The 24,173-nt window shown below is 72.2% G+C and carries 18 protein-coding genes and 1 riboswitch; of the genes, 9 read left to right on the top strand and 9 right to left on the bottom strand.

Translation table 11 applies throughout. From position 1 onward, the window contains the following. Positions 1-102 precede the first annotated feature (102 nt). Together AB3M81_RS14430 and AB3M81_RS14435 are read right to left on the bottom strand one after the other, a co-directional pair. Entirely contained in the window at positions 103-330 is a 228-nt protein-coding gene (locus tag AB3M81_RS14430) for a biotin/lipoyl-binding carrier protein (protein ID WP_412904614.1), read from the bottom strand. Then, positions 327-1,832, bottom strand: coding sequence for an acyl-CoA carboxylase subunit beta (locus AB3M81_RS14435; protein WP_412904615.1), 1,506 nt, complete (start codon positions 1,830-1,832; stop codon positions 327-329). Before AB3M81_RS14435 ends, AB3M81_RS14430 begins: the two co-directional genes overlap by 4 nt. Before the next feature lie 132 nt (positions 1,833-1,964). On the opposite strand from AB3M81_RS14435, the gene fabG reads away from it, so the two are divergent. The 3 genes from fabG to AB3M81_RS14450 are packed head-to-tail and all read left to right on the top strand — an operon-like array spanning position 1,965 to position 4,409. Continuing rightward, a complete protein-coding gene (gene fabG, locus AB3M81_RS14440; protein WP_412904616.1) occupies positions 1,965-2,720 on the top strand; it encodes a 3-oxoacyl-ACP reductase FabG in 756 nt (251 codons plus the stop codon). A gap of 1 nt (position 2,721) precedes the next feature. Further along, a complete protein-coding gene (locus AB3M81_RS14445) occupies positions 2,722-3,765 on the top strand; it encodes a phosphotransferase family protein (protein WP_412904617.1) in 1,044 nt (347 codons plus the stop codon). A gap of 20 nt (positions 3,766-3,785) precedes the next feature. Next, the gene (locus AB3M81_RS14450; RefSeq protein ID WP_412904618.1) at positions 3,786-4,409 is read left to right on the top strand and encodes a TetR/AcrR family transcriptional regulator; all 624 of its coding nucleotides are present in this window, start codon (positions 3,786-3,788) and stop codon (positions 4,407-4,409) included. A 225-nt stretch (positions 4,410-4,634) separates the two neighbouring features. Here the strand turns inward: AB3M81_RS14450 and acpS are convergent, their stop codons facing one another. The 5 genes from acpS to AB3M81_RS14475 form a co-directional block, all read right to left on the bottom strand. After that, positions 4,635-5,051 carry a holo-ACP synthase AcpS gene (gene acpS / locus AB3M81_RS14455; protein WP_412904619.1) on the bottom strand — a complete coding sequence of 139 codons (417 nt, stop codon included), beginning with the start codon at positions 5,049-5,051 and terminating at the stop codon, positions 4,635-4,637. Then, on the bottom strand, positions 5,042-14,011 hold the full coding sequence (locus tag AB3M81_RS14460; protein ID WP_412904620.1) for a fatty acid synthase subunit beta domain-containing protein: 8,970 nt from the start codon (positions 14,009-14,011) through the stop codon (positions 5,042-5,044). The genes acpS and AB3M81_RS14460 overlap by 10 nt, the downstream gene beginning before the upstream one ends. 233 nt (positions 14,012-14,244) lie before the next feature. Continuing rightward, complete coding sequence (locus AB3M81_RS14465; RefSeq protein WP_412904621.1) at positions 14,245-15,000, bottom strand: SDR family oxidoreductase; 756 nt, start codon at positions 14,998-15,000, stop codon at positions 14,245-14,247. Then, positions 14,997-16,214: an acetyl-CoA C-acetyltransferase gene (locus AB3M81_RS14470; RefSeq protein ID WP_412904622.1), complete on the bottom strand. Its 1,218-nt coding sequence runs from the start codon at positions 16,212-16,214 to the stop codon at positions 14,997-14,999. Before AB3M81_RS14470 ends, AB3M81_RS14465 begins: the two co-directional genes overlap by 4 nt. 35 nt (positions 16,215-16,249) lie before the next feature. Further along, a complete protein-coding gene (locus AB3M81_RS14475; protein WP_412904623.1) occupies positions 16,250-17,395 on the bottom strand; it encodes an acyl-CoA dehydrogenase family protein in 1,146 nt (381 codons plus the stop codon). A gap of 95 nt (positions 17,396-17,490) precedes the next feature. On the opposite strand from AB3M81_RS14475, the gene AB3M81_RS14480 reads away from it, so the two are divergent. The 4 genes from AB3M81_RS14480 to thiD all read left to right on the top strand — a co-directional run bounded on the left by AB3M81_RS14480 (position 17,491) and on the right by thiD (position 20,556). Continuing rightward, positions 17,491-18,096 carry a TetR-type transcription factor C-terminal domain-containing protein gene (locus AB3M81_RS14480; RefSeq protein WP_412904624.1) on the top strand — a complete coding sequence of 202 codons (606 nt, stop codon included), beginning with the start codon at positions 17,491-17,493 and terminating at the stop codon, positions 18,094-18,096. Between the two features lie 87 nt (positions 18,097-18,183). After that, a riboswitch (TPP riboswitch) is annotated at positions 18,184-18,276 on the top strand. Next, the gene (thiM, locus tag AB3M81_RS14485; RefSeq protein ID WP_412904625.1) at positions 18,267-19,076 is read left to right on the top strand and encodes a hydroxyethylthiazole kinase; all 810 of its coding nucleotides are present in this window, start codon (positions 18,267-18,269) and stop codon (positions 19,074-19,076) included. (Overlaps the previous riboswitch by 10 nt.) Next, on the top strand, positions 19,073-19,726 hold the full coding sequence (gene thiE / locus AB3M81_RS14490) for a thiamine phosphate synthase (RefSeq protein ID WP_412904626.1): 654 nt from the start codon (positions 19,073-19,075) through the stop codon (positions 19,724-19,726). Before thiM ends, thiE begins: the two co-directional genes overlap by 4 nt. Then, on the top strand, positions 19,723-20,556 hold the full coding sequence (thiD, locus tag AB3M81_RS14495; protein ID WP_412904627.1) for a bifunctional hydroxymethylpyrimidine kinase/phosphomethylpyrimidine kinase: 834 nt from the start codon (positions 19,723-19,725) through the stop codon (positions 20,554-20,556). Before thiE ends, thiD begins: the two co-directional genes overlap by 4 nt. A 60-nt stretch (positions 20,557-20,616) precedes the next feature. On the opposite strand, the gene AB3M81_RS14500 is transcribed toward thiD, so the two are convergent. Beyond that, positions 20,617-21,153: a YceI family protein gene (locus tag AB3M81_RS14500; protein ID WP_412904628.1), complete on the bottom strand. Its 537-nt coding sequence runs from the start codon at positions 21,151-21,153 to the stop codon at positions 20,617-20,619. 109 nt (positions 21,154-21,262) lie between these two features. Here AB3M81_RS14500 and AB3M81_RS14505 point away from each other — a divergent pair, with 109 nt between their 5' ends. Both AB3M81_RS14505 and AB3M81_RS14510 read left to right on the top strand, forming a co-directional pair. Continuing rightward, entirely contained in the window at positions 21,263-21,751 is a 489-nt protein-coding gene (locus tag AB3M81_RS14505) for a MarR family winged helix-turn-helix transcriptional regulator (protein WP_412904629.1), read from the top strand. Between the two features lie 35 nt (positions 21,752-21,786). Then, positions 21,787-22,431, top strand: coding sequence for a hypothetical protein (locus tag AB3M81_RS14510; RefSeq protein ID WP_412904630.1), 645 nt, complete (start codon positions 21,787-21,789; stop codon positions 22,429-22,431). Between the two features lie 50 nt (positions 22,432-22,481). Here AB3M81_RS14510 and ettA read toward each other — a convergent pair whose 3' ends face one another. Next, positions 22,482-24,164, bottom strand: coding sequence for an energy-dependent translational throttle protein EttA (gene ettA, locus AB3M81_RS14515; protein WP_412904631.1), 1,683 nt, complete (start codon positions 24,162-24,164; stop codon positions 22,482-22,484). Positions 24,165-24,173: the final 9 nt, after the last annotated feature.

Genomic DNA, 24,173 nt, shown 5'->3' on the forward strand with positions numbered 1-24,173 from the left:
CCCGGCACTCGATCACCGGGGGCGAACCCGGTGGTTGAGTAGCTGGCGAGGAACGAGCCGCGTATCGAAACCACCGCACCTGCCGCCTGCGCCGGAGGAGCCTCAGGCGCCGAGAGTGTCGTCGATCTCGACGACGGCGTCGCCCTCCTGGACGATCTGGCCCTCGGTCACGAGGATGCTCGACACGTGTCCGTGCGCCGGCGCGACGACGGGGATCTCCATCTTCATGGTCTCGAGGATGACGAGCGGGTCGCCCGGACCCACCTGGTCGCCCTCGCGAGCGACGATCTTCCAGACGTTGCCGACGATCTCGGCCTTCGCGTCGATCATCGGTGCTCCAGCAGTCGCATGGCGGAGACGAGCCGGTCGCGGGTCTCCTCGGGGTGGATGACGTCCTCGATGATCCCGGCCTCGGCCGCGACGTAGGGACGGGCGACGTTCTCGCGGTACTCGGCCGCGAGCTCGTCGCGCAGGGCGGCCGGGTCCTCGGCGGCGGCGAGCGCGCGACGGTGCAGCAGGCCGACGGCGCCGCCCGGGCCCATGACGGCGATCTCGGCGTGGGACCACGCCCACGCCGCGTCGGCGCCGAGCGAGGTCGAGCCCATGGCGATGTACGCGCCGCCGTACGCCTTGCGCACGACCACGGTCAGGCGCAGCGACTTCTTGGCGTTGACGTAGGCCTTGAGCACCTTCGCGCCGTGCGTGATGATGCCGCGGCCCTCCTCGACGGTGCCGGGCAGGAAGCCGGGCACGTCGACGAGCGTGACGATCGGGATGCCGAAGCGGCCGCAGAACTCGACGAAGCGAGCGATCTTGACCGACGTCTTGGAGTCGAGGATGCCGCCGCGCACGGCGGGCTGGTTCGCGACGACGCCGACCGGGCGGCCCTCGATGCGGCCGAACAGCGTCACGGCGCTGCCGGCGTGCTCGGGCATGAGCTCCAGGCGGGCGCCGTTGTCGAGGATGCCGTCGATCACGGCGTGCATGTCGAAGATGACGCTGGCCTTCTCGGGCACGACCGTCGGCAGCGCCTGCGCCGAGCCGGCGTTCACCGGGACCGGGTCGGACGTCGGCAGCGGGGCGTCGCTGTGGGTCGGCAGGTAGGACAGCAGGTGACGCGTGGACTGCAGCGCCTCGAGCTCGGTGTCGACCTCGAGGTGGGCCACGCCGCTCGTGCGGGTGTGCATGCCCGAACCGCCGATCTCGTCCGCGGTGGCGTCCTCGCCCGTCGCGGCGCGGACGATGTCCGGGCCGGTCAGGAACATGTGCCCGTGACCCTTGACCATGATCGTCCAGTCGGTCAGCGCGGGCGAGTAGGCCGCGGCGCCCGCGCACGGGCCCAGGATGACCGAGATCTGCGGGATGCGGTCCTGGGCCTCGACGTTCAGGGCGAAGATCTGGCCGCAGCCGTGCAGCGCCAGGATGCCGTCGGGCACGCGGGCGCCGCCGGAGTCGTTGAGGTAGACGATCGGGAAGCCCTTGTCGATCGCGAACCGCTGCGCGCGGCAGATCGCGTCGGCCATGACCGCCCCGATCGCGCCCGAGGCGATGGCGGCGTCGTGGCTGGCGACGACGACGGGGCGACCGTCGACCAGGCCCCAGCCGGCGACCACGCCGCTGCCCGCACCGGGCTGCGTCGCGCGCATCGGCGCCAGCTCGTGGAACGTGCCCTCGTCCAGCAGCAGCTCGGCGCGCTCGCGGGCGGTGTGCACGCGGGCGCCGCGCGGTGCGACGCGGGTGAACCGGGTGCGGCGGCGCTCGTCGAGGTGCTCGCGCGGGCCGGCCACGGTGTCGGTGGCCGTCATCGGGCGGTCGTCAGAAACGTGAGGCATTCCTCAACTGTAGACCAAACCTGAGGAATCCCTCATCTTAGCGACGCGTGTTCTCGATGTGACCTTCCGCACCGTCGGGGCGTGCGCTACGGTGACAACTAAGCAAGCGCTTAGACACTTCAAGGAGACCCCGTGTCCGAATCCCGTACCGCCATCATCACCGGAGCCGCCCGCGGCATCGGCGCCGGCATCGCGAAGAAGTTCGCCTCCGACGGCTTCAAGGTCGCCGTGCTGGACCTCGACGAGGCCGCGTGCCAGAAGGTCGTCGACGAGATCACCGCCGCCGGCGGGCAGGCCCTCGCGGTCGGCGCCAACGTGGCCGACGCCGAGGCCGTCGAGGCCGCCGTGACGAAGGTCGCCGAGGAGCTGGGCGCCCCGACCGTGCTCGTCAACAACGCCGGCGTCATCCGCGACAACCTGCTGTTCAAGATGACGACGGACGACTGGGACACGGTCATGAACGTCCACCTCAAGGGCTCGTTCCTGATGACCAAGGCCGTCCAGAAGTACATGACCGAGGCCAAGTACGGCCGCGTCGTGAACCTCTCGAGCACCTCGGCGCTGGGCAACCGCGGCCAGGCGAACTACTCCGCCGCCAAGGCCGGCCTGCAGGGCTTCACCAAGACCCTCGCGATCGAGCTGGGCAAGTACGGCGTCACCGCCAACGCGATCGCTCCCGGCTTCATCCAGACCGACATGACCGCCGCCACGGCGGAGCGCATCGGCGTCCCGTTCGACGACTTCATCGAGTACGCCGCGAAGGAGATCCCGGTCCAGCGCGTCGGCCAGCCCGAGGACATCGCCAACACGGCGGCGTTCCTGTGCTCCGAGGGTGCGGGCTTCGTCTCCGGCCAGGTCATCTACGTCGCCGGCGGACCGAAGGACTGACGTGACCTCTTCGGACGAGAGCGTGCCGGGGCTCGACCTCGATGCGCTGCGTGCGTGGCTCGACGCTGAGGTTCCCGGGGAGCTGCCCGGGGACCTCAGCGCCACGCTGATCACGGGCGGCAAGTCGAACCTGACGTACGCCGTCACCAACGGCGAGCGGGACGTCATCGTCCGCCGTCCCCCGCTGGGGCACGTGCTGGCGACGGCGCACGACATGGGCCGCGAGCACCGCGTCATGGCGGCGCTGGCCGGCACGTCCGTGCCCGTGCCGCGCATGATCGCCACGTGCCCCGACGACTCGGTCATCGGCGCGCCGTTCTACGTCATGGAGCGCATGTCGGGCACCGCCTTCCAGCGGGCGGCCGACCTCGAGCCGCTCGGCGCGGAGCGCGTCCGCACGATCACCGAGCGCCTCGTCGACACGCTCGCCGAGCTGCACGCCGTGGACTACGCCGCGGTCGGCCTGGCCGACTTCGGCCGTCCCGACAGCTACCTCGAGCGGCAGGTCCGCCGCTGGAAGAAGCAGCTCGACGCCTCGCGCTCGAGGGAGATCGACGGCATCGACGAGCTGGCCGACCGGCTGGCCTCGTCCGTGCCCGAGTCCGGCGACGGCACGATCGTCCACGGCGACTACCGCCTCGACAACGTGCTGGTCGACACGGCGGACGGCGACCGGATCACCACGGTGCTGGACTGGGAGATGAGCACGCTCGGCGACCCGCTCACCGACGTGGCGATCATGCTGGCGTACCAGAACCTCGCCCTCGCGGCCGGTCCCGGCGCCTCCGCGCAGGTCACCGACGCGCCTCTCGCGGCGGGGTACCTGCCGCCGGACGACGTGGTCGAGCGCTACGCCATGCAGTCGGGTCGCGACGTCAGCGAGCTGGGCTTCCACCTGGGCCTGGCGTACTTCAAGCTGGCCGTGATCCTGGAGGGCATCCACTTCCGGCACACGCAGGGCAAGACGCTCGGCGCCGGGTTCGAGGGCATCGGCGCGATGATCGATCCTCTCGTCCAGCATGGATTGGACGCTACTTCCAAGTAACGAACGGTAGGGTGTCGCGCGTGACGGCCCAGATCCTCCAACCGCGCAAGCGGCCGACGCAAGAGCGCAGCAAGGTCAAGTTCGACCACCTGCTGCAGGTCTCGCGGGACGTGTTGCTCGAGCTCGGCTTCGAATCGTTCACGTGCGAGGAGGTCGCACGCCGCGCCGGCCTGCCGATCGGCACGCTCTACCAGTTCTTCGCGAACAAGTACGTCATCGTGTGCGAGCTCGACCGCCAGAACGCCGTGGCCATCTCCTCGGAGCTGGACAAGCTGGCGGCCGAGCTGCCCACGCTGGACTGGCTGGTCCTGCTGGACCGGCTGATCGACCACATGGCGCAGCTGTGGATCAACGATCCCTCCCGCAGCGCGGTCTGGTACGCCGTGCAGTCCACGCCGGTCACCCGCGCCACCGCCGAGGTCACCGAGCGCGAGCTGGCCGCCCGCGTGGCCCACGTGCTCGCGCCGCTGACGCCGGGCACCCCGCGCGACCGGCGCAAGATCATGGCCGAGGTGCTCGTGCACATGGCCTTCTCGATGCTCAACTTCTCGGTCCGCGACCAGCAGGAGCACGCCGAGTCGATCATCGAGCTCAAGCGGCTGCTGGCCTCCTACCTGCTGGCCGCCGAGGCCGGCGCCACCTGACGGTTTCCCCGGTTAAGTAGGCTTCCTGTCGCTGAGCGTGGTTCGCAAACCTCGCGAAGTGAGGGTTCTCCTCGTCCAGTGGTACCCGTTCGCCCGTGAGGCCAAGGACCGCGCGCCACGGCGGCTCGACCCGAGCCTCGAGCCGACTTCACGAGGTTTCCTGTCACTGAGCGTGGTTCGCAAACCTCGCGAGGTGAGGGCTTTCCTACTTAACCGGGGAAACCGTCAGTCGCGCGAGAGCGTCACCATGGCGATGGCGGCGTCGCCGTCGTGGCTCAGGCTCACGTGCACCGTCACGCCCTCGAGGCGCTTGGCGACCTCGCCGTGCAGGCGGATGCGCGGGCGGCCCCACGCGTCCTGCACGACCTCGATGAGGCCGTGCACGTGCTCGTCCATGACGGGCGGCTCGCCCCACAGGGACTCGGACCAGGCCTTGATGAACGCCTCCTTCGCCGCCCACCGGGCGGCGAGGGAGGCCATCTCCCGCTCCGCGGTGCGACGCCCGGAGCCTGCTGCGGGGCTCCGGGCGTCGCTGCGCTCGGCAGCGGTGAAGACGCTGCCGGCGCGGGTGCCCGGTCGCTGCAACTCCTGAGCGAATCCGGGCACGTCCACGAGGTCGATCCCCGTGCCGATCACCGGCACGCGTAGATCCCGTCCTCGCCGAGCCGGGCCTGCGGGTCCAGCAGCAGCGACGCCTCGCGCTCGCGCGCTCCGGCGTCACCGAGGCGACGTCCGGCCGGGCGACGGTACAGGGCGTCGCCGCCGTACATCGCGTCGACGAGGCGCGTGCGGCCCTCGATCCGGCGACGCTGGGCCGCCTCGAGGTACGCGTCCCGCTGGTCGGCGGGCAGCGACTCGACGAACGCCTGCGGGTGGACCACCGCGATCAGGCCCGCGACGTGACCGAAGCCGAGGCTGGTCAGCAGGCCCGCCTTGAGCGGTCCCGTGCGCAGCGGGCGGCGCAGCCACACGAGGTGCTCGTGCTCGGCCAGGTCGTCCATGACGCAGTCCAGGCTGCGGTTCGGCGGGACGACGCCCGCCTCCAGCACCTGGCACAGGCCGATCAGCTGGAAGGCGGCGGCGCCGCCCTTGGCGTGACCGGTCAGCGTCTTCTGGCTCATGACGTACAGCGGGTTGCCCTCCGAGCGGCCCAGCGCGCCGGCGAGGCGCTCGTGCAGCTCGGACTCGTTGCGCTCGTTCACGCCGGTCGACGTGTCGTGCTTGGACAGCACGCCGATGTCGTCCGCGCCGACGCCCAGGGCTGCCAGCGACGTCGCCAGCTGCGACTCGCGACCGCCGCGACCCGCCGCGAGGGCACCGAGGCCCGGCGCCGGGATCGACGTGTGGACGCCGTCCGCGAACGAGGCCGCGTAGGCCACGACGCCCAGGACCGGAAGGCCCATGCGGGCGGCGAGGTCGCCGCGGGCGAGCAGGATCGTGCCACCGCCCTGCGACTCCACGAACCCGCCGTAGCGGCGGTCGTTGGCCCGGCTGAAGTACCGGTCCTCGATGCCCTTGGCGGCCATCGCGGCGGAGTCCGCCGTGGCCGACATGTCGCCGAAGCCCACGATGCCCTCGACCGAGAGGTCGTCGAAGCCGCCGGCGACGACGAACTCGGCCTTGTTGAGGCGGATCTTGTCGACGCCCTCCTCGACCGAGACGGCCGTCGTCGCGCACGCCGCGACGGGGTGGACCATCGCGCCGTAGCTGCCGACGTAGGACTGCACGACGTGCGCCGCGATGACGTTCGGCAGCGCCTCCTGCAGGATGTCGTTCGCCTTGGCCTCGCCCAGCAGCGTGTCGATGTACAGCGAGTGCATCGACGTCATGCCGCCCATGCCCGTGCCCTGCGTGTTGGCCACGAGGGTCGGGTGGACCCAGCGCATCAGCTCGGCCGGGGTGAAGCCCGACGACAGGAACGCGTCCACGGTGCAGACCAGGTTCCACAGGGCCACGCGGTCGACCGCCTCGACCATCTCCGCCGGCACGCCCCACGCCGTCGGGTCGAAGCCCGTCGGGATCTGGCCGCCGACCGTGCGGGTCAGCTTCATCTTCCGCGGGACGCGGACCTGCGTGCCCGCCTTGCGGGTCACGGTCCACTCCCCCTCGGCGTCCTGCGCGATCACGGTGTGCTCGGGGTCGGCGTCGCGCATGGCCTGCGCCTCCGACTCGCCCGACACGGCGAACGTCAGGTCCTGGTCGAGGTAGACCGACGCGAGCAGCGGGGCGCTGTTGTCGACCATGTCGCCGTCGTCGGCGTAGCGGCGCACGCCGATGCGCTCGCGCACGGCGTCCTCGTAGCGGTCCGCGATGTCGGCCTCGTCGACCGCCTCGCCCGAGGCCGTGTCGTACCAGCCGCGGTTCGTCGCGTCCCAGCTGAGCAGCCCGGTGGTCCAGGCCAGCTCGAGCACGCCCGCGGCGGAGAGGCGGTCCTCGACCTCCATCTCGAAGCGCGTGCGCGCCGAGCCGTAGGGGCCGAGCTCGCCGGCGCCGACGATGACCACGAGGTCCTCGGGCCGCGCCGTGACGGGCGCCCAGTGCGGCGTCTCGACGCGGTCGAGGCGCGACGGCGGGGCCGGCAGCGCCGGGATGGTCACCGTGTCACTCGCGGAGGCGTCGGCCTTCTCGAGCGTCACCTGGCCGGCGAGGGCCTTCATGTCCAGGTCGGCGTCACCGAGGCCGCCGGTCAGGTCGAGCGTGAGCGGCCCGGTCGTGGCGCGCTCGCGCGCCTCGCGGGTGCAGGCCTCCAGCAGCGCCGCCGCCATCTCGTCGGGCGACCACGTGCGGACGCCCGCCGCCTCGACGGCCTCGACCAGCGGGTCGTTGCCGCCCATGAGGCCCGTGCCGCGGACCCAGCCGATGATGGCGTGGGCCAGCGTGACCTTGTCGGCCCAGCGCCGCTCCGAGCCCCACTTCGTGACGAGGGCGTCGAGCGCGGCCTTGGCCTCGCCGTAGGCGCCGTCGCCACCGAACATGCCGCGGTTGGGCGAGCCCGGCAGCAGCACGTGCAGGCGGGCGTCGAGGTCGCGGTCCGTGACCGACTCGGACAGGGCGCCGACGAGGCGCTCGACCGACCACAGCAGGATGCGCATCTCGATCTCGGCGCGCGGTCCGGCGTCCGTCGCGTCGCCCATGACGCGTCCGGCCGCGAACGGCACGAGCAGCGTCGGCGTGAGCGCGGGCTTCGTCACTGTGGTGACGCCGGCGGCGGTGCGCGACTGCTCCGACCCGATCCACTCGACGAGCGCGTCGACGTCCGCGAAGGACGCCAGGTTCGCCGGGACGACCCACAGCACGGCACCACCGCGGGCGGTGCGTCGGTAGAGGTCCTTGAAGAAGGCCAGCTTGCGCGGGGCGAGCGACGACGTGGTGGCCACGACCGTCGCGCCGCCGGCGAGCAGGCCGCCCACGACGGAGCCGGCGATCGAGCCGTCGGCCGCGCCGGTCACGACCGCGACCTCGTCCGCGAACGCGCCGCGCGTGGTGTCGCGCGCCTCCGCGGCGATGCGGGCGAACCGCTCGTCGCGGGTGCGCTCGAGCCAGTGCTCGGCCTGCTTCGCGACGACCTCGCCGGTGCCCACGAAGGAGCCCGTCACGTCGTCGCCGTGCGCCAGGCGCGCCAGGTCCTCACGGGCCGAGGCCCAGCGGTCGTCGAGGACGACCGCGTGCTCGGCGTCGAACGCCGGAGCGGTGGCCTTGACCCAGTCGGTGCCCAGCTCGGCCTCGACGCGAGCGACGACCGCGGCCGCCTGCTCGTCGGGCTCGGCCGTGACCGGCACGTCCACGAGGTCGAGGTGCTCCAGCACGAGGCGCGCGGCCGAGGCCAGCACGCCGTCGCGACCGGTGATGGCCGCCGTGAACTCGCCCAGCGCGGCCGCGTCGATCGTGGCTCCCTCACCACCACCGCCCGACGGCATCTGCACGGTCACGCCGTGGCGCGCGGCCACGGACTGGACGGCGGCGTCGATCGCCGCGTCGACGTCACCCGCCGACGCGATCGTCACGTCGCCGAAGGCGCCGCCGCGGACGCTCTGGCCCTCGCGGGTGACCATCGCCAGCTCGGTCAGGACGTGCGTCGCCCAGCCCGCGCCGAGCTGCCACGTGCCCGTGACGCGCTCGGCCACCGCGGACTGCTTGCGACCCGTCGGGCCGAGCACCTTCTTGAGGTGGTCGCCCAGCGCCTCGCCCAGCACGGGGCCGAGCGGCTTGTAGGTCCGCGCGAGCGCGTCGACCTGGTGGCCGAGGGTCGTCAGGTCCGCCTCGGCGGCGCCGTCGATCGCGCCGAGCGAGAGCTCCCCGCCCAGGTCGATCAGCAGCTGGTTGCGTCGGCTCGACGCACCGTCGGTGAGCGACTCGATCGAGTCGGCGGCACCGAGCTGGTCCGGGCGCAGCTTCGTCCACCACGCGATGAGCACCTTCGTGGCGTCGGCGGCCGTGAACGGCAGGTCGGCGGCCGTCTGGGAGGCCGGGCCCGAGGCCGCCGCGGGGGCGGCCTGCGCCGGCGCGGCGCTCGCCTCGGACGGCGTGGACTCCGCCGGCGCCTCGTCCTCGACGGGGGCCGGGTCCTCGTCCGTGCCGTAGACCGCGGCCGCGTCACGCTCGACGTTGAGGACCTCGACCGTCGGGTAGCCGGGCAGCTTGAGCGTGCCGGCCGCGAGGTTGGCGACCGTCGGGGCCGAGCCGACGCCGACCTCGATGAAGCGCTCGACGCCCAGCCCGCCCTGCTCGACCGGGGTGAACATGAGGTCCTGCGTCTCGATCCACCGGACCGGGCTCGCGAACTGCCACGCGAGCAGCTCGATCAGCAGGTCGCGGCACAGGACGCCCGGGTCCTCCGAGCGCGGGATCGTGACGCCCACGTACTCCTCGACCTCGCGGACGAAGTCCTCGTCGAGGCTGAACGGCCGCGGCACGAGGTTCGGCACGTAGCGGCCCTCGAGGATCGACGGGTCGATCGTGGGAGGCAGCAGGTCCTGCAGCTTGTGCCGGAAGTCCGGCACGCCGCCGTGCAGGACGCGGCTGTGGAACGGCACGTCGATGCCGGGCACGAGGATGAACGCGGCCTTGCCGCCGAAGCGGGCGCGACGCTCCGCGACGTCCTTCTCCAGCGCCTCGAGGCCCCGGACAGTGCCGGCGATCGCGTACTGCGAGCCGCGCTGGTTGTAGTTGACGATCTGCAGGAACTCGCCGGCCTGCTCGCCGACGCCCTCGACGTAGTCCTTGACCTCGTCGTCGGCCAGGCCGATCTGCGAGGGACGGATGGCGGCGAGGCGGTAGTCGCTGCGGCCCTTCTCGTCGCGCGGGACGAGCGTGTGCATGACCGAGCCGCGCTGGAACACGACCTCCACGACCGCCTCGAGGCTGATGACGCCCGAGACCGCGGCGAGCGCGTTGTACTCGCCGACCGAGTGGCCGGCCAGCACGGCGCCGTCGACGAACGCGCCGCCCTCGCGCAGCTCGGCCATCTGCGCGGCGCCGAGCACCGCCATCGCGACCTGGGTGAACTGCGTCAGGTACAGCACGCCGTCCGGGTGGTGGTGCGTGACGCCGCGGACCGTGAGCTCGGTCGGGTTGTCGCGCACGACCGTCAGGATCGAGAAGCCGAGAGCCTTGCGGGTGTGCTTGTCGGCGCGGTCCCAGACCTCGCGCGCCGCGGGGCAGCGCTGGTAGCCGGCCATGCCCATGCCCTGGCTCTGGATGCCCTGGCCCGGGAACGCGTAGGCGGTGCGCGGTGCGTCGAGCAGCGCGGAGGCCGCCATGACGACCTCGCCCTCGGCGCGGACGATCACGTCCAGCACCTCGCGGCCGTCGCTGAGGCCGACCCGGTCCGCGCGGACCTCGACCTCGGCGCCCGGGCGGACGGGCGCCATGAAGCGCGTGGTCCAGCCCGCGATGCGGCGTCCGGTCTCGGTCGTGACGGCGTGCTGCGCGGCGGCCGAGGTCCACATGCCGTGGACGATGGGCTCGCCCAGCCCGGCGAGGCGGGCGGCGGCGACGCTCGTGTGGATCGGGTTGTGGTCGCCCGTGACCGCGGCGAACGCGCCGAGGTCCGAGGGCGCCGTCAGGGTGACGCGGGCGCGGGTGCGGCGCGGCGTGTCCTTGACCGGGGCGTCGGCCAGCGCGCCGCCGGCGCGCGCGGGATCGGGCAGCGTGCCCTCGCCCGTGCGGCCGCGGATCGCGAACCGCTCGCGCATCGTGGCGACGTCGCCGACCGTCACGTCGACGGTCACGACCCGGCCGTACGCGGTGTCCTCGACGGCGACGAGCGACGCGCTGACCGGCAGGTCCGTGCGCTCGGCCGGAAGGCAGTCGGTCGTGATCGCGTGGTCGAGGTGGACCAGGTCGAGCATGCCCTCGACGACGGGCGTGCCGTCGTCCGTGCGGGCGGCGCCGATGACGGCGAAGACGGCCGGCCAGGCGAGGCCGACCAGCACGTCGGGCACGCGGTGACGGCCGAGCACGAGCGGTCCCCCGCTCACGGCGGCGTGGTCGGCGGCCAGGTCCGGGTCCCACGCGACGTCGAGGCGCGCGACGCCCTGGCCGACCTCGGGCAGGTCGCCGGCGACGGCGCCCGACACGATCTGGCCCATGGCGGACTCGGCCGACTCGGCGCTCACGACCGGCGCGTGGCCGCGCGAGGTCGAGGCCGGCAGGTCGAGGCGCAGCGTCAGGCTGCGGCTCCCGCCGAGCGGCACGACGAGGTCGACGGCGTCGTCGCCGGCGACCGCGAGGCGGGCGCCCGTGGCGGCCTGCTCGGCGCTCGTGTTGCCGGTCAGGACCCAGTCGTCGCCGAGGCGGTGGACGGGGTTGCGGACCGTGCGGCCGGCCCACGAGACGTCCGGCGAGGCCAGGACGAGCGCGAGCGGAGCCGCCAGCTGGGCGTCGCCCTCACGGCGACGGCCGGGGACGCGCTGGGGCGCGCGGCCCGAGGCCAGGAGAGCGTCGATCGCGGCGTCCTCGAAGCGCTGCAGCAGCTCGGCGACCGGCTCGTCGACGCGCGTGATGCCCGCGACGCTCGCGGTGCCGGGGATGACGCAGACCTGGTCGGCCGTGTACCGCGGGTCGTGCGCCTGCCACAGCGAGTCCGAGCGCCACCAGCGGCGGACGTCGGCGTCGATGACCGGCACGAAGTTGACCGGCTTGCCGGGACGGCGGCAGACCTCGACGAAGAAGGCCTCGTCGGCGGGGTGCAGCGTCACGGTGTCGGCGTCGGCGTACGCGGCGAGCAGGCGGTCGAGGGCGGCGAGGCCGTCCTCGACGTCGGCGGACGCCGGGAACAGCGTCTGGACCTCGCCGCGGTCCTGCTCGGCGAGGCGGGCCTCGGCGCGCTGGAGCATCGCGTGGAAGCGGTCGCGCAGCGACACGTCGAGCCACGCGGCCGAGCCGTCGGCCGCGGTGCCGGACAGCTCGACGAAGCGGCGCAGCCACTGGGCGTACGTCATGGTGGCGACGTCGCCGAAGTAGGGCTTGGCGGTGCGGTCGAGCGCCTCGACGATCTCGTCGCGGCGGGCGGCCACGGCCTCGGCGTCGCCGGCGACCTCGTCGAGGAGGCGGCCCGTGCGCGAGGCGGTGTTGTCGATCTCGTGGATGTCGGCGCCGAGCTGGCTGCGGCCCGAGGCCATGCCGTTCTTGGCGGTGCCGGCGCCCACCCAGGCGCCCGTGCCGCGGGTCTCGACAAGGAGGCGCTTCACATCGGGCGCGGTGGTCGCCTCGAGCGTGGCCATGGCGGCTGTGCCGACGAGGATGCCGTCGACGGGCATGTCGGGGAAGCCGTGGCGCTGGGCCCACGTGCCGGTCAACCACGCGGCCGCGGCGTCGGGCGTGCCGATGCCGCCGCCGACGCACAGCACGACGTTCGGCTGGGTGCGCAGCTCGGCGTACGTGGCCAGGATCAGGTCGTCGAGGTCCTCCCACGAGTGGTGGCCGCCGGCGCGGCCGCCCTCGACCTGCACGATGACGGTGCGGTCGACCTGCTTGGCGATCGCGAGGACCTCGCGGATCTGGCGGACGGTGCCGGGCTTGAACACGACGTGCTCGATGCCGGCCTCGGTGAGCTCGTCGACGAGGGCGACGGCCTCGTCGAGCTCGGGGATGCCGGCCGTGACGATGACGGCGTCGATCGGCGCGCCGGCGGCACGGGCGCGCTGGACGAGGCGGTTCTGGCCCAGCTGCAGGCGCCACAGGTACGGGTCGAGGAACAGCGAGTTGAACTGGAACGTCGCGCCCTCGTCGAGCAGCGTGCCGAGCTCGGCGATGCGCGCCTCGAAGATCTCCTCGGTGACCTGGCCGCCGCCGGCGAGCTCGGCCCAGAAGCCGGCGTTCGCCGCCGCCGCGACGATCGGGGCGTCGACGGTGGTGGGCGTCATGCCCGCGAGCAGGATGGGCGACTTGCCGGTGGCCCGGGTGAAGCGGGTCTCGACGGCGGTCGTGCCGTCGGGCAGCGTCGCCAGGCGCGGCGCGAAGGTCGACCACGCGACGGGCGGCACGGGACGCGCGCCGGTGATCGTCAGCTCGCGGTGGCCGCGACGCGTGGTGGGCGCGACGATGCCGACACCGCGCACGCGCGTCTCGGCGGCGGACAGCCGCGAGGCGAGGTCGCCGGGGCCGAGGTCCAGCACCCAGCGGGCGCCGGCGTCGAGCGTGCCGGTGACCGACTCGACCCAGTCGACGGGGTCGACGATGGCGCGCTCGGTCATGCGGCGCGCGTGGTCGGGGTCGATGCCGATGCGGGCGGCCCAGTCGGCGACGAGGTCGGCGGCCTCGGCGAGGTCCGGGTGGTGGAAGGCCAGCGCCGACTCGACGGGCTCCAGGACGGGCGAGAACGGGGCGCCGCCGGTGACCTTGCGCTCGCGCAGGTCCTTCTCCTCGGCGGCGACGGCCTCGAGGCGCTGCGTGGCCGCGGCCAGCGCCGACTCGGGGCCGGACAGGACGACCGCGCGGCGGCCGTTGCGGATGCGGCACACGGCTCCGGTGCCCTCGACGATCTCGGCGACTCGCTCGGGGACGACGTTCGAGACCGACACCATGGTCTGGCCGAGCAGGCCGCGGCGGCGGCCGACGAGCTGCGCGGCCGCGCCGATGAGGCGGGCGAGCGCGAGCACCTCGACCTCGGGGACGCCCGCGAGCGCCTCGGCGGCGAGGACGCCCTGCGAGTGGCCGGCCACGGCGACCGGCGGGTACGCCGCGACGTCGAGGCCCTGGCGCGAGAGCGCGTGGAGTCCGGCCAGCTGGGCCAGGACGATGCCCGGCACGGAGGCGGCGGGCGCGGTGACGTCGGTGGGCAGGCCCGGGGCGTCGTCGTCCTCGGCGGACTCCCCCACCGCCAGCACGTCGACCCACGCGACCGGGTCGAACGGCACGCCGACGCGCGCCAGCTCGGTCGCGACCGGGCCGACGAGCCGCTCGGCGCGGCGGGCGAGGTCGGCGATCTCGGCCTCGAGCGCGAAGTCGCGCACGAGGTCGGCCAGCGGCTCCAGCCAGGCGCCGCCCTGGCCGCCCAGGACCAGCGCCCACGGGGTGCCCGAGCGCAGGTCGTCGAGCAGGCTGTCGGGGCGGCGGGAGGTGGCGGGGACGGAGGGCACGGAGGTGTCGAGCGTCGTCATTCCTCTATCGTGCCATGAACGTGAGGCTTTCCTCATCTTTGACGTGAGGAAGTCCTCATGTTCTATCTCACATTGACGAGACGGGCCCTTGTGCGCAGGCGACCGTGAGTTCTGTAACCGTGCGTTGCACACAGCGTTACGCACAGATTGGGGACAACCGCGCGGCGAAATGTGCCCGAAAGCACGAACGCCCCGGCCCTCTCGCAGGCCGGGGCGTTCGTACAGCGGGTGGATCAGACGCCGCCCGTGAGGGTCAGGCCACCGTCGATCGTGAGGCACTGCCCGGTCACCCAGGCGGCGTCCTGCGACAGCAGGAACGTCACGACGCCGGCGATGTCCTCCGGCAGGCCGAGCCGCTTGAGGGGGTACGCCGAGGCGACCTCCTCCTCGCGACCCTCGTACAGCGCACCGGCGAAGCGGGTCTTGACGACCGCCGGGGCGACCGCGTTGACGCGCACGGTCGGCGCGAGCTCGAGCGAGAGCTCCTGCGTCACGTGGATGACCGCCGCCTTCGACGCGCCGTACATGCCGATCATCGGCGCCGGCTTGAGGCCGGCGACCGAGGCGATGTTGACGATCGCGCCGCCGTTGTCCTTGAGCGAGGCGGCGTACGCCTTCTGCGCCCACGACACGGCGGACAGCACGTTGACCTCGAAGATCTTGCGACCCGCGTTGAGGTCCATCTCGATCATCGGTCCGTAGGTCGGGTTGATCCCGGTGTTGTTGACCAGGAAGTCCAGCCCGCCGAAGTGCTCCACGGCCTTGGCGATCGCCTCGTCCTGGTGCGCCGTGTCGTCGGCCGGCCCCGCGACCCAGGCCGCGTTGTCCGGGCCGAGCTCGGCGACCGCGGCCTCGAGGGCCTCGGTCTTGCGCGCCGTGATGACGACCTTCGCGCCGTCGTCGACGAGGCGCTGCGCGACACCGAGGCCGATGCCGCGCGACGCACCCGTGACGATCGCGACCTTGCCTGCGAAGCGACCCTCGGTCACGAGAGGCGCTCCAGGACCATGGCCATGCCCATGCCGCCGCCGACGCACATCGACTCGACGCCGAACTGCTTGTCGTGCCACTGCAGCGAGTTGATCAGCGTCGACGTGATGCGCGCGCCGGTCATGCCGAACGGGTGACCCACTGCGATGGCGCCGCCGTTGACGTTGAGCTTGTCCATCGGGATGCCGAGCTCACGCGCCGAGCCCCACGACTGGGACGCGAACGCCTCGTTGATCTCGTACAGGTCGATGTCGTCGATGCCCATGCCCGCGTTCTTCAGCGCGGCCGGGATCGCCTCGACCGGGCCCAGGCCCATGACCTCGGGCGACAGGCCGGTCACGGCCGTCGACACGATGCGCGCGAGCGGGGTCAGGCCCAGCTCCTTGGCCTTCGTGTCGGACATGATCACGACGGCGGCGGCGCCGTCGTTCAGCGGGCAGGCGTTGCCCGCCGTGACGGTGCCGTCAGGACGGAAGACCGGCTTGAGGGCGCTCAGGCCCTCCATGGTCGTGCCCGCACGCGGGCCGTCGTCCTTGTTCACGACCGTGCCGTCGGGCAGCGTGACCGGCGTGATGTCCTTCGCCCAGAAGCCCTCGGCGATGCGCTGCTCGGTGAGGTTCTGGCTGCGCAGCGCGAACTCGTCCTGCTCCTGGCGGCTCATGTTCAGGTACTGCGCGACGTTCTCGGCCGTCTGGCCCATCGCGATGTACAGGTCCGGCAGGCTGCCGCCCTCACGCGGATCGGTCCACGTGTCGGCGCCGCCCTCGGCGCGCTTGGCCGTGCGGGCGACGGCGTTGGCGAACAGCGGGTTCTCGGTGCCGGGGACGTCGGCGAAGCCGTGGGCGAAGCGGCTCACGGTCTCGACGCCGGCCGAGATGAAGACGTCGCCCTCGCCGGCCTTGATCGCGTGGAACGCCATGCGCGTCGTCTGCAGCGAGCTGGAGCAGTAGCGGTTGACCGTCACGCCGGGCAGGTGGTCCATGCCGGACAGCACGGCCACGGCGCGCGCCAGGTTGTGACCGGACTCGCCGGCCGGCTGGCCGACGCCCAGGTGCAGGTCGGTGATGTCCTTGCGGTCGAGACCGGGCACCTTCGCCAGGGCCGCCTCGACCATCTGGACCGCGAGGTCGTCCGGACGCATGTCCTTGAGCGACCCCTTGCCGGCGCGGCCGATGGGCGAGCGCGCGGTCGAGACGATGACTGCTTCGGGCATGTTCTTGCCTTTCTTCGGGGTTCGAGAGAGCGGGCTCAGAAGCCCAGGTCCCGGCCGATGAGCTCCTTCATGATCTCGTTGGAGCCGGCCCAGATCTTGGTCACGCGGGCGTCGCGCCAGGCGCGGGCGACGCGGTACTCGTTCATGAAGCCGTAGCCGCCGTGCAGCTGCACGCAGTGGTCCAGGACCTCGTTCTGCGCCTGCGAGCTCCACCACTTGGCCTTGGCCGCGTCGGTCGAGGAGAGCCTGCCCTGCGCGTGCGCGGCGACGGCGGCGTCGACGAACGCCTCGGCGACCTCGATCTGCGTCACGAGCTCGGCGAGCAGGAACTTGTTGTGCTGCAGCGAGCCGATCGACTGGCCGAACGCCTTGCGGTCGTGGCAGTACTGGATCGTCTCGGCGAGGATCTGCTTCGCGTGCGCGACGTTGCTGACCGAGCAGCTCAGGCGCTCCTGCGGCAGGCGCTCCATCATGTAGATGAAGCCGCGGTCGACCTCGCCGAGGACGCGGTCCGCGCCGACGCGGACGTTCTCGAAGAACAGCTCGGCCGTGTCGGACTCCTCCTGGCCCACCTTGTCGAGCTTGCGGCCGCGGCTGAAGCCCTCGTCGGTCGCCTCGATCGCGAACAGCGTGATGCCCTTCGCGCCCTTCTCGGGCGAGGTGCGCACGGCGGTGAGGACGAGGTCGGCGGAGAAGCCGTTCGTGATGAAGGTCTTGGAGCCGTTGATGACCCACTCGTCGCCGTCGCGCACGGCGGTGGTGCGCAGCGCCGCGAGGTCGGAGCCGCCGCTGGGCTCGGTCATGCCGATCGCGGTGAGGATCGAGCCGTCGGCGCAGCCGGGCAGCCAGCGCTCCTTCTGCTCCTGCGTGCCGAGGTCGACGATGTACGGCGTCGCGATGTCGGAGTGGATGCTGACGCACGACGCGAGCGCGGCGCTGACCTTGCTGAGCTCCTCGGCCCAGACCGCGTTGAAGCGGAAGTCCTCGGCACCGGCGCCGCCGAACTCCTCGGGGATCTCCAGGCCGAGGAAGCCCTCCGCGCCCGCGGCGGTCCAGAACTCGCGGGGGAAGGCCTTCGCCGCGACGAACTCGTCCGCGAAGGGGCGGGCGTGCTTGTCGAGGAAGGCGGCGCACGAGGCGCGGAAGTCCTCGTGGTCGGCCGAGTAGATCGTGCGGTCCATGCTGTCCTCTCGCGTGGAACGGGGTCGTTCGTGGGACGCGCCGTCCGTGACTAAGCGCTTGCTTAGTGTGACATTCCTGCGTCATGCTGTCCACCATGAGCACCGACCCGGCACCCGGCCGCGACCGTTCCGCCGCGACGCGCGAACGACTGCTGGACGCCGCCGTCGACGCCTTCGCCACCTCCGGCTTCGCGGGCACCACCACGCGCGACATCGCCGCCCGTGCCGGCATGAGTCCCGCCGCGGTCTACGTGCATCACGCGACCAAGGAGGACCTGCTCTTCGAGATCTCGCGCCGCGGCCACCGCTCGGCCGTCGAGATCACCGAGAAGGCGTACGCCTCCACCGAGGACCCGGTCGAGCGCATCCGCGCGATCGTGTCCGAGTTCAGCCGCTGGCACGCGATCAACAGCCGCGTGGGGCGCATCGTGCAGTACGAGTTCGACGCCCTCACCCCCGAGCACCGGGCCGAGATCGCCGAGTCGCGCCGCGCCAACGAGAAGATCATGCGCGACGCTCTCGAGGCCGGCGTCGAGGCGGGCGTGCTCGCCGTGGGCGACGTCAAGGGCACGGCCCTGGCCCTGCTGTCGATGAGCATCGACCTCGTGCGCTGGTACCACCCCGAGGGCCAGATCACCCCGGACGACATCGCGAAGCTGCACGGCGAGCTCGCCGTCCGCATGGTCGCCGCGTCCCGCTGACGCGGCGCGCCGGCTCACACCGCATCCACCCACGACGAGCCCACCGGGGTGCGTGCTGGTCCCGCGCACCGGGGCGGTCTAGCCTGTCGCTGAGACACGGGGTGCCCCTCGAGGGCTGAGATCACACCCGTCGAACCTGATCTAGCTCGTACTAGCGAAGGGATGTCGCGATGCTGCGCACACCTGATGACCTGCTCGACTTCACCTGCGAGGCCCTGGCGCGCGTGCGCGACCGGGCTCCCCTCGTGCAGTGCCTGACCAACGCCGTGGTGACCAACCACACCGCGAACGCCCTCCTCGCGCTCGGCGCGGCTCCCGCGATGGTCGACGTGCCCGAGGAGGCCGGCCCCTTCGCCTCCGTGGCCGGGGGCGTCCTGATCAACCTCGGCACGCCGAACGCCGAGCAGCGGACGGCCATGACGGAGGCCGCCGAGGCGGCCGTCGCCGCCGGGACCCCGTGGGTCCTCGACCCGGTGGCGGTCGGTTCGCTGCCCGTCCGCACCGCCCTCGCGCACCGGCTGCGTGACCTGGGACCGACGGTGATCCGGGGCAACGCCTCCGAGGTCATCGCGGTCTCCGGCGCCGGCGCGGGCGGGCGTGGTGTCGACGCGACCGACGACGTCGAGGGTGCCGCCGACGCCGCCACGGCGCTGGCGGCGGCGACGTCCGGCGTCGTGGCCGTCTCCGGGCCCGTCGACCTGGTGACCGACGGGGAGCGTGTCGCCCGCGTCGCGAACGGCGACGTCCTGCTGACTCGCGTGACGGGAGCCGGCTGCGCCCTCGGCGCCGTGATGGCCGCGTTCGCCTCCGTCGACGACGATCGCTTCGCCACGACCGTCGCGGCGACGGTGGTCTACACGGTCGCGGCGGAGCTCGCCACGAAGCACGGGGACGCGCCGGGCAGCTTCGCCGTGGCGTTCCTGGACGCCCTGGCGACGGTCGACCGGAGCGATCTCACGGGACGGGCGCGGCTGTCGTGACGCTCGATCTCTCGGTCTACCTCGTCACGGATCCCGGGGCGGCGGCCTCGCGTGGGCGGCGGGTCGTCGACGTCGTCGCCGCCGCGGCGACCGCGGGCGTCACCGCGGTGCAGGTCCGCGAGAAGGACGCCGACGCCGCGGACTTCCTCTCGACCGTGCTCGACGTGGCCGCGGTGCTGCCCGAGCGGGTGTCGCTGTTCGTCAACGATCGCGTCGACGTGTTCCTCGCCGCGCGGGCGCGGGGCGCACGCGTCACCGGCGTCCACGTCGGGCAGGCCGACCTGCCACCGGCCGTCGTGCGCGAGCTCGTCGGGCCGGATGCCGTGATCGGCCTCAGCGCCGCGACGCCTGACGAGCTGCGCGACGCGCAGGCCGACCCCGGACGGGTTGACTACGTCGGCATCGGGGTGCTGCGCGCGACAGCCACCAAGAGCGACGCGCCGCCCCCGCTCGGGCTGGCGGCCTTCTCCCGGCTCGCGGCGACGACGCGCCTGCCCGCCGTCGCGATCGGCGGCGTCACGGTGGACGACGTGGGCCCACTGCGGGTCGCCGGCGCAGCGGGCGCCGCGGTCTCGTCCGCGGTCTGCGCGGCGGATGATCCCGCGGACGCAGCGCGCCGGCTCGCCGCGGCCTGGGCGGGCGCCGCATGAGCGCGCCGGTGCAGGTGCCGCGCGTCCTGTCGATCGCCGGAACCGACCCGACCGGGGGCGCGGGGATCCAGGCCGACCTCAAGAGCATCGCGGCCAACGGCGGGTACGGCATGGCCGTCGTCACGGCGCTGGTGGCCCAGAACACCCAGGGCGTCCGCTCGGTGCACGTGCCTCCGGTCGCCTTCCTGGCTGAGCAGCTCGAGGCGGTCAGCGACGACGTGGCGATCGACGCGGTCAAGATCGGGATGCTCGCCGGCAGCGCCGTGATCGAGACGGTCGCCGCGTGGCTGGACCGCGTCCGCCCGCCGGTCGTGGTGCTCGATCCGGTGATGATCGCCACGAGCGGCGATCGCCTGCTCGACGCCGAGGCGGAGCAGGCGCTGCGCGACCTGGTGCCGAAGGTGGACCTCATCACCCCCAACGTGCCCGAGCTCGCGGTGCTGGCCGGCCGGCCACCGGCGCACACGTGGGAGGCGGCGCTGGGCCAGGCCCGCGACGTGGCCGAGTCGACCGGCGTCCTCGTGCTGGCGAAGGGCGGCCATCTCGACGGTGAGTCGGTGCCGGACGCGCTCGTCCCGCCCGACCGCGATGCGCCCGTCGCCGAGTTCCACGGCACCCGGATCCACACGACGAACACGCACGGCACGGGGTGCTCGCTGTCGTCGGCCGTCGCCACGCGTCGCGCGCGACTCGGCTCATGGGAGCTCGCCACCGCCCAGTCCAAGGACTGGCTGGCCGAGAGCATCGCGGGCGGCGCCGACCTCCACGTCGGGCGCGGCGCGGGGCCCGTCAGCCACTTCGCCGGCCTGTGGGACCGCGCGGGAACATGACGACGGGGCCCGCGGCGCCCTCGGGGGGAGGCGCCACGGACCCCGTCGGGTCTGGTGGGCTCAGGCCTGCAGGACGGCCTCGGCCGTGATGAGCAGCGTGATCTTGTCGCCGATCATGACCTTGTCGCCCTCGAGCGGGATGTTGAAGTCGATGCCGAACTCCTTGCGGCTCAGCTGACCCTTGGCCTCGACGCCGACGCGCGTGCCGCCCCAGGGGTCCTTGCCCTCGCCGAGGAACTCGACGTCGAGCTCGATCGGCTTGGTGACGTCCTTGATCGTCAGGTCGCCGGTGACGACGAAGTCGGTGTCGCTCTTGCGGACGACGCCGGTGGAGACGAACGTCATCGTGGGCGTGCTCTCGACGTTGAAGAAGTCGCCCGAGCGCAGGTGGTTGTCACGGTCCTCGGTGCCGGTGTTGATCGAGGACAGGTCGATCGTGGCGGTCGCGCTGGAGGCGGTGACGTCCTCGGCGGTGACGATGGTGCCCTCGAACTTCTCGAACTTGCCGCGCACCTTGCTCATGATGTGGCGGACCGTGAAGCCGATCTCGGTGTGCGTGGGGTCCAGCTGCCAGGTGCCGGGGGTGATGTCGCTCATGGGGTGTCTCCTGAAGTCTGTGGTTGATCGTTGTTGATCGTTCAACAACATTCACGCTAGCACGTCGTTGAACTTTCAATCAAGTACTTGAACGGATAAACTAGATCACATGACCGATCTGCCCATCGCCGCCGTGAACGAGACCCGCTGGCTCGACGAGACCCAGCAGCGGGCGTGGCGTTCGTTCCTGGGCGGCACGACGGTCCTCATGGACCGTCTCGACCGCGACCTGCGCACCGAGCACGGACTCTCGATGTCGGAGTACGAGATCCTCGTGCGCCTGTCCGAGGCGCCCGATCGGTCCATGCGCATGGCCGATCTCGCGGCCGCCATCTCGCACTCGCGCAGCCGCATCACCCACACCATCAGCCGCCTCGAGCGCGACGGGATCGTCCTGCGCACGCAGTGCGGCACCGACGGCCGCGGCGTCACCGCCGTCCTGACCGACAAGGGCTTCGAGCTGCTCGCCACCGCCGCCCACACCCACGTCCGCGGCGTGCGCGAGTACCTGGTCGACCAGTGCTCCGACGAGGACCTCGCCGCCACGAAGCGCGTCATGGACGCGATCCAGGCCGCCATCGGAGGTCGCACGTTCTGAGGACACCGCCGCCTGAGGGACCCTAGGGTTCACGGGTGAGCATCCCCGCCCGGCGACTCCCGGTCGCCCTGGCCCTGGCCGCGCTGCTGAGCGCCGCGGCGTACGCGTCGTGGGTCGGCCTCTCCGCGTGGCAGGCCTCGAAGGTCCGGATCACCGCGTCCGAGCTGCTCACGTGCGCCGACCCCCGATCCGTCGTGACGAGCGACGAGGAGAAGGGCTGGGACGCCGAGGAGGACCCCGCCGACCTCCAAGGCGCGGTGCAGGTGGTCAAGCTCGATCGGCGGCTCGACTGCATGCTGCGGACGCAGGTCGTCAACGAGGCGAAGGTCGACGTGGTCGTCGAGCGGCTGACCTGGCCGTTGCTCGGGCCGAGGAACGACTACGGCGCACGGGTCTCGTGGAGCCACCAGGGCGGACCCGAGCTCACGCCGAACAGCGGCCTCGACGCGACCTTCGACGTGACCGGCTACGACGCCCTCGAGCCCGACCTCAACCAGTTCGCGGTCCGGTTGACCTTCGCCCCAGGCTGTCAGTCGCCGGGGGTCGGATCGATCAGCGAGTCACCTCGGGCGACCATCAGCGTCCTGGGACGCCGGCACACGATCACGGCCGTCGGTCAGGGCGTCGGGTACGCCGGCACACCCGACACGAACTGCGACACGGACGTCAGCGGGTCCTGAGACACGGCGAAGGCCCCCGGCGTCCGCCGGGGGCCTTCGCCGTGTCGACCTCAGTCGCGCGTCAGGCGGCGATGCGTGACGCGGTGCGGGCGGGCCGCCTCCTCGCCGAGGCGCTCGATCTTGTTGGCCTCGTAGGACGCGAAGTTGCCCTCGAACCAGAACCAGTTGCCCGGGTTCTCGTCGGTGCCCTCCCACGCCAGGATGTGCGTGGCGATGCGGTCGAGGAACCACCGGTCGTGGGACGTGACCACGGCGCAGCCGGGGAAGTCCAGCAGCGCGTCCTCCAGCGAGGACAGCGTCTCGACGTCGAGGTCGTTGGTGGGCTCGTCGAGCAGCAGCATGTTGCCGCCCTGCTTGAGCGTCAGCGCCAGATTCAGTCGGTTGCGCTCACCACCGGAGAGCACGCCGGCCTTCTTCTGCTGGTCCGAGCCCTTGAAGCCGAACGAGGCGACGTACGCACGCGAGTTCATCTCGAAGTTCGCGACCTTGATGAAGTCCAGGCCCTCGGACACGACCTCCCAGACGTTCTTGTTGGGGTCGATGTTCGCGCGGTTCTGGTCGACGTAGCTGATCTGCACCGTCTTGCCGACCTCGAGCTCGCCGGAGTCCGGCTCCTCGTTGCCCGTGATCATGCGGAACAGCGTGGTCTTGCCGACGCCGTTGGGTCCGACGACGCCCACGATGCCGGCGCGCGGCAGCGAGAAGCTGATGTCGTTCCACAGGGTGCGGCCGTCGAACGACTTCGTCAGGTTCTTGGCGTCCAGCACGACGTCGCCCAGGCGCGGGCCGGCCGGGATGTTGATGTCGGTGGTGTCGATCTTGCGGGCCTTCTCGGCCTCGGCGGCGAGCTCCTCGTACCGCTGCAGGCGCGCCTTGCTCTTGGCCTGGCGGCCCTTCGCGTTGGAGCGGACCCACTCGAGCTCCTTCTCGAGCATCTTGGCGCGCTTGGCGTCCTTCTGCCCCTCGATCTTGAGGCGCTCCTTCTTGGTCTCGAGGTACGTCGAGTAGTTGCCCTCGTAGCCGTGGATCTGGCCGCGGTCGACCTCGGCGATCCACTCGGCGACGTTGTCGAGGAAGTACCGGTCGTGGGTCACGGCCAGAACGGCGCCCGGGTAGGACTTGAGGTGGCCCTCGAGCCACTGCACGCTCTCGGCGTCCAGGTGGTTGGTGGGCTCGTCGAGCAGCAGCAGGTCGGGCTGCTGCAGCAGCAGCTTGCACAGCGCGACGCGGCGGCGCTCACCACCGGAGAGGTTGTCGACGAGCGCGTCGGTGGGCGGGCAGCGCAGCGCGTCCATGGCCTGCTCGAGGCGGCTGTCGATGTCCCACGCGTTCGTGTTGTCCAGGAACGTCTGCAGGTCGCCGGTCTCGGCCATGAGGGCGTCGTAGTCGGCATCGGGCTCGCCCATCTCGGCGTACGCCTCCTCGAGGCGCTTCATCTTGCCCTTGATGTCGGCGACGGCCTCCTCGACGTTCTCCAGGACCGTCTTGCCCTCGGTCAGCGGCGGCTCCTGCTGCAGCATCCCGACGGACGCCTCGGGGTCGCGGACGATGTCGCCGTTGTTGGGCTGGTCGAGGCCGGCCATCAGCTTGAGCAGCGTGGACTTGCCCATGCCGTTGGGGCCCACGACACCGATCTTCGCCCCGTGCAGGAACGAGAGGGAGACGTTGTCGAGGACGACCTTGTCGCCGTGGGCCTTGCGGACGTTGCGCAGAGAGAGGACGTAGTCAGCCATGATGCGCCC

Source organism: Aeromicrobium jepli, from assembly GCF_047246605.1.
Classification (GTDB): domain Bacteria; phylum Actinomycetota; class Actinomycetes; order Propionibacteriales; family Nocardioidaceae; genus Aeromicrobium.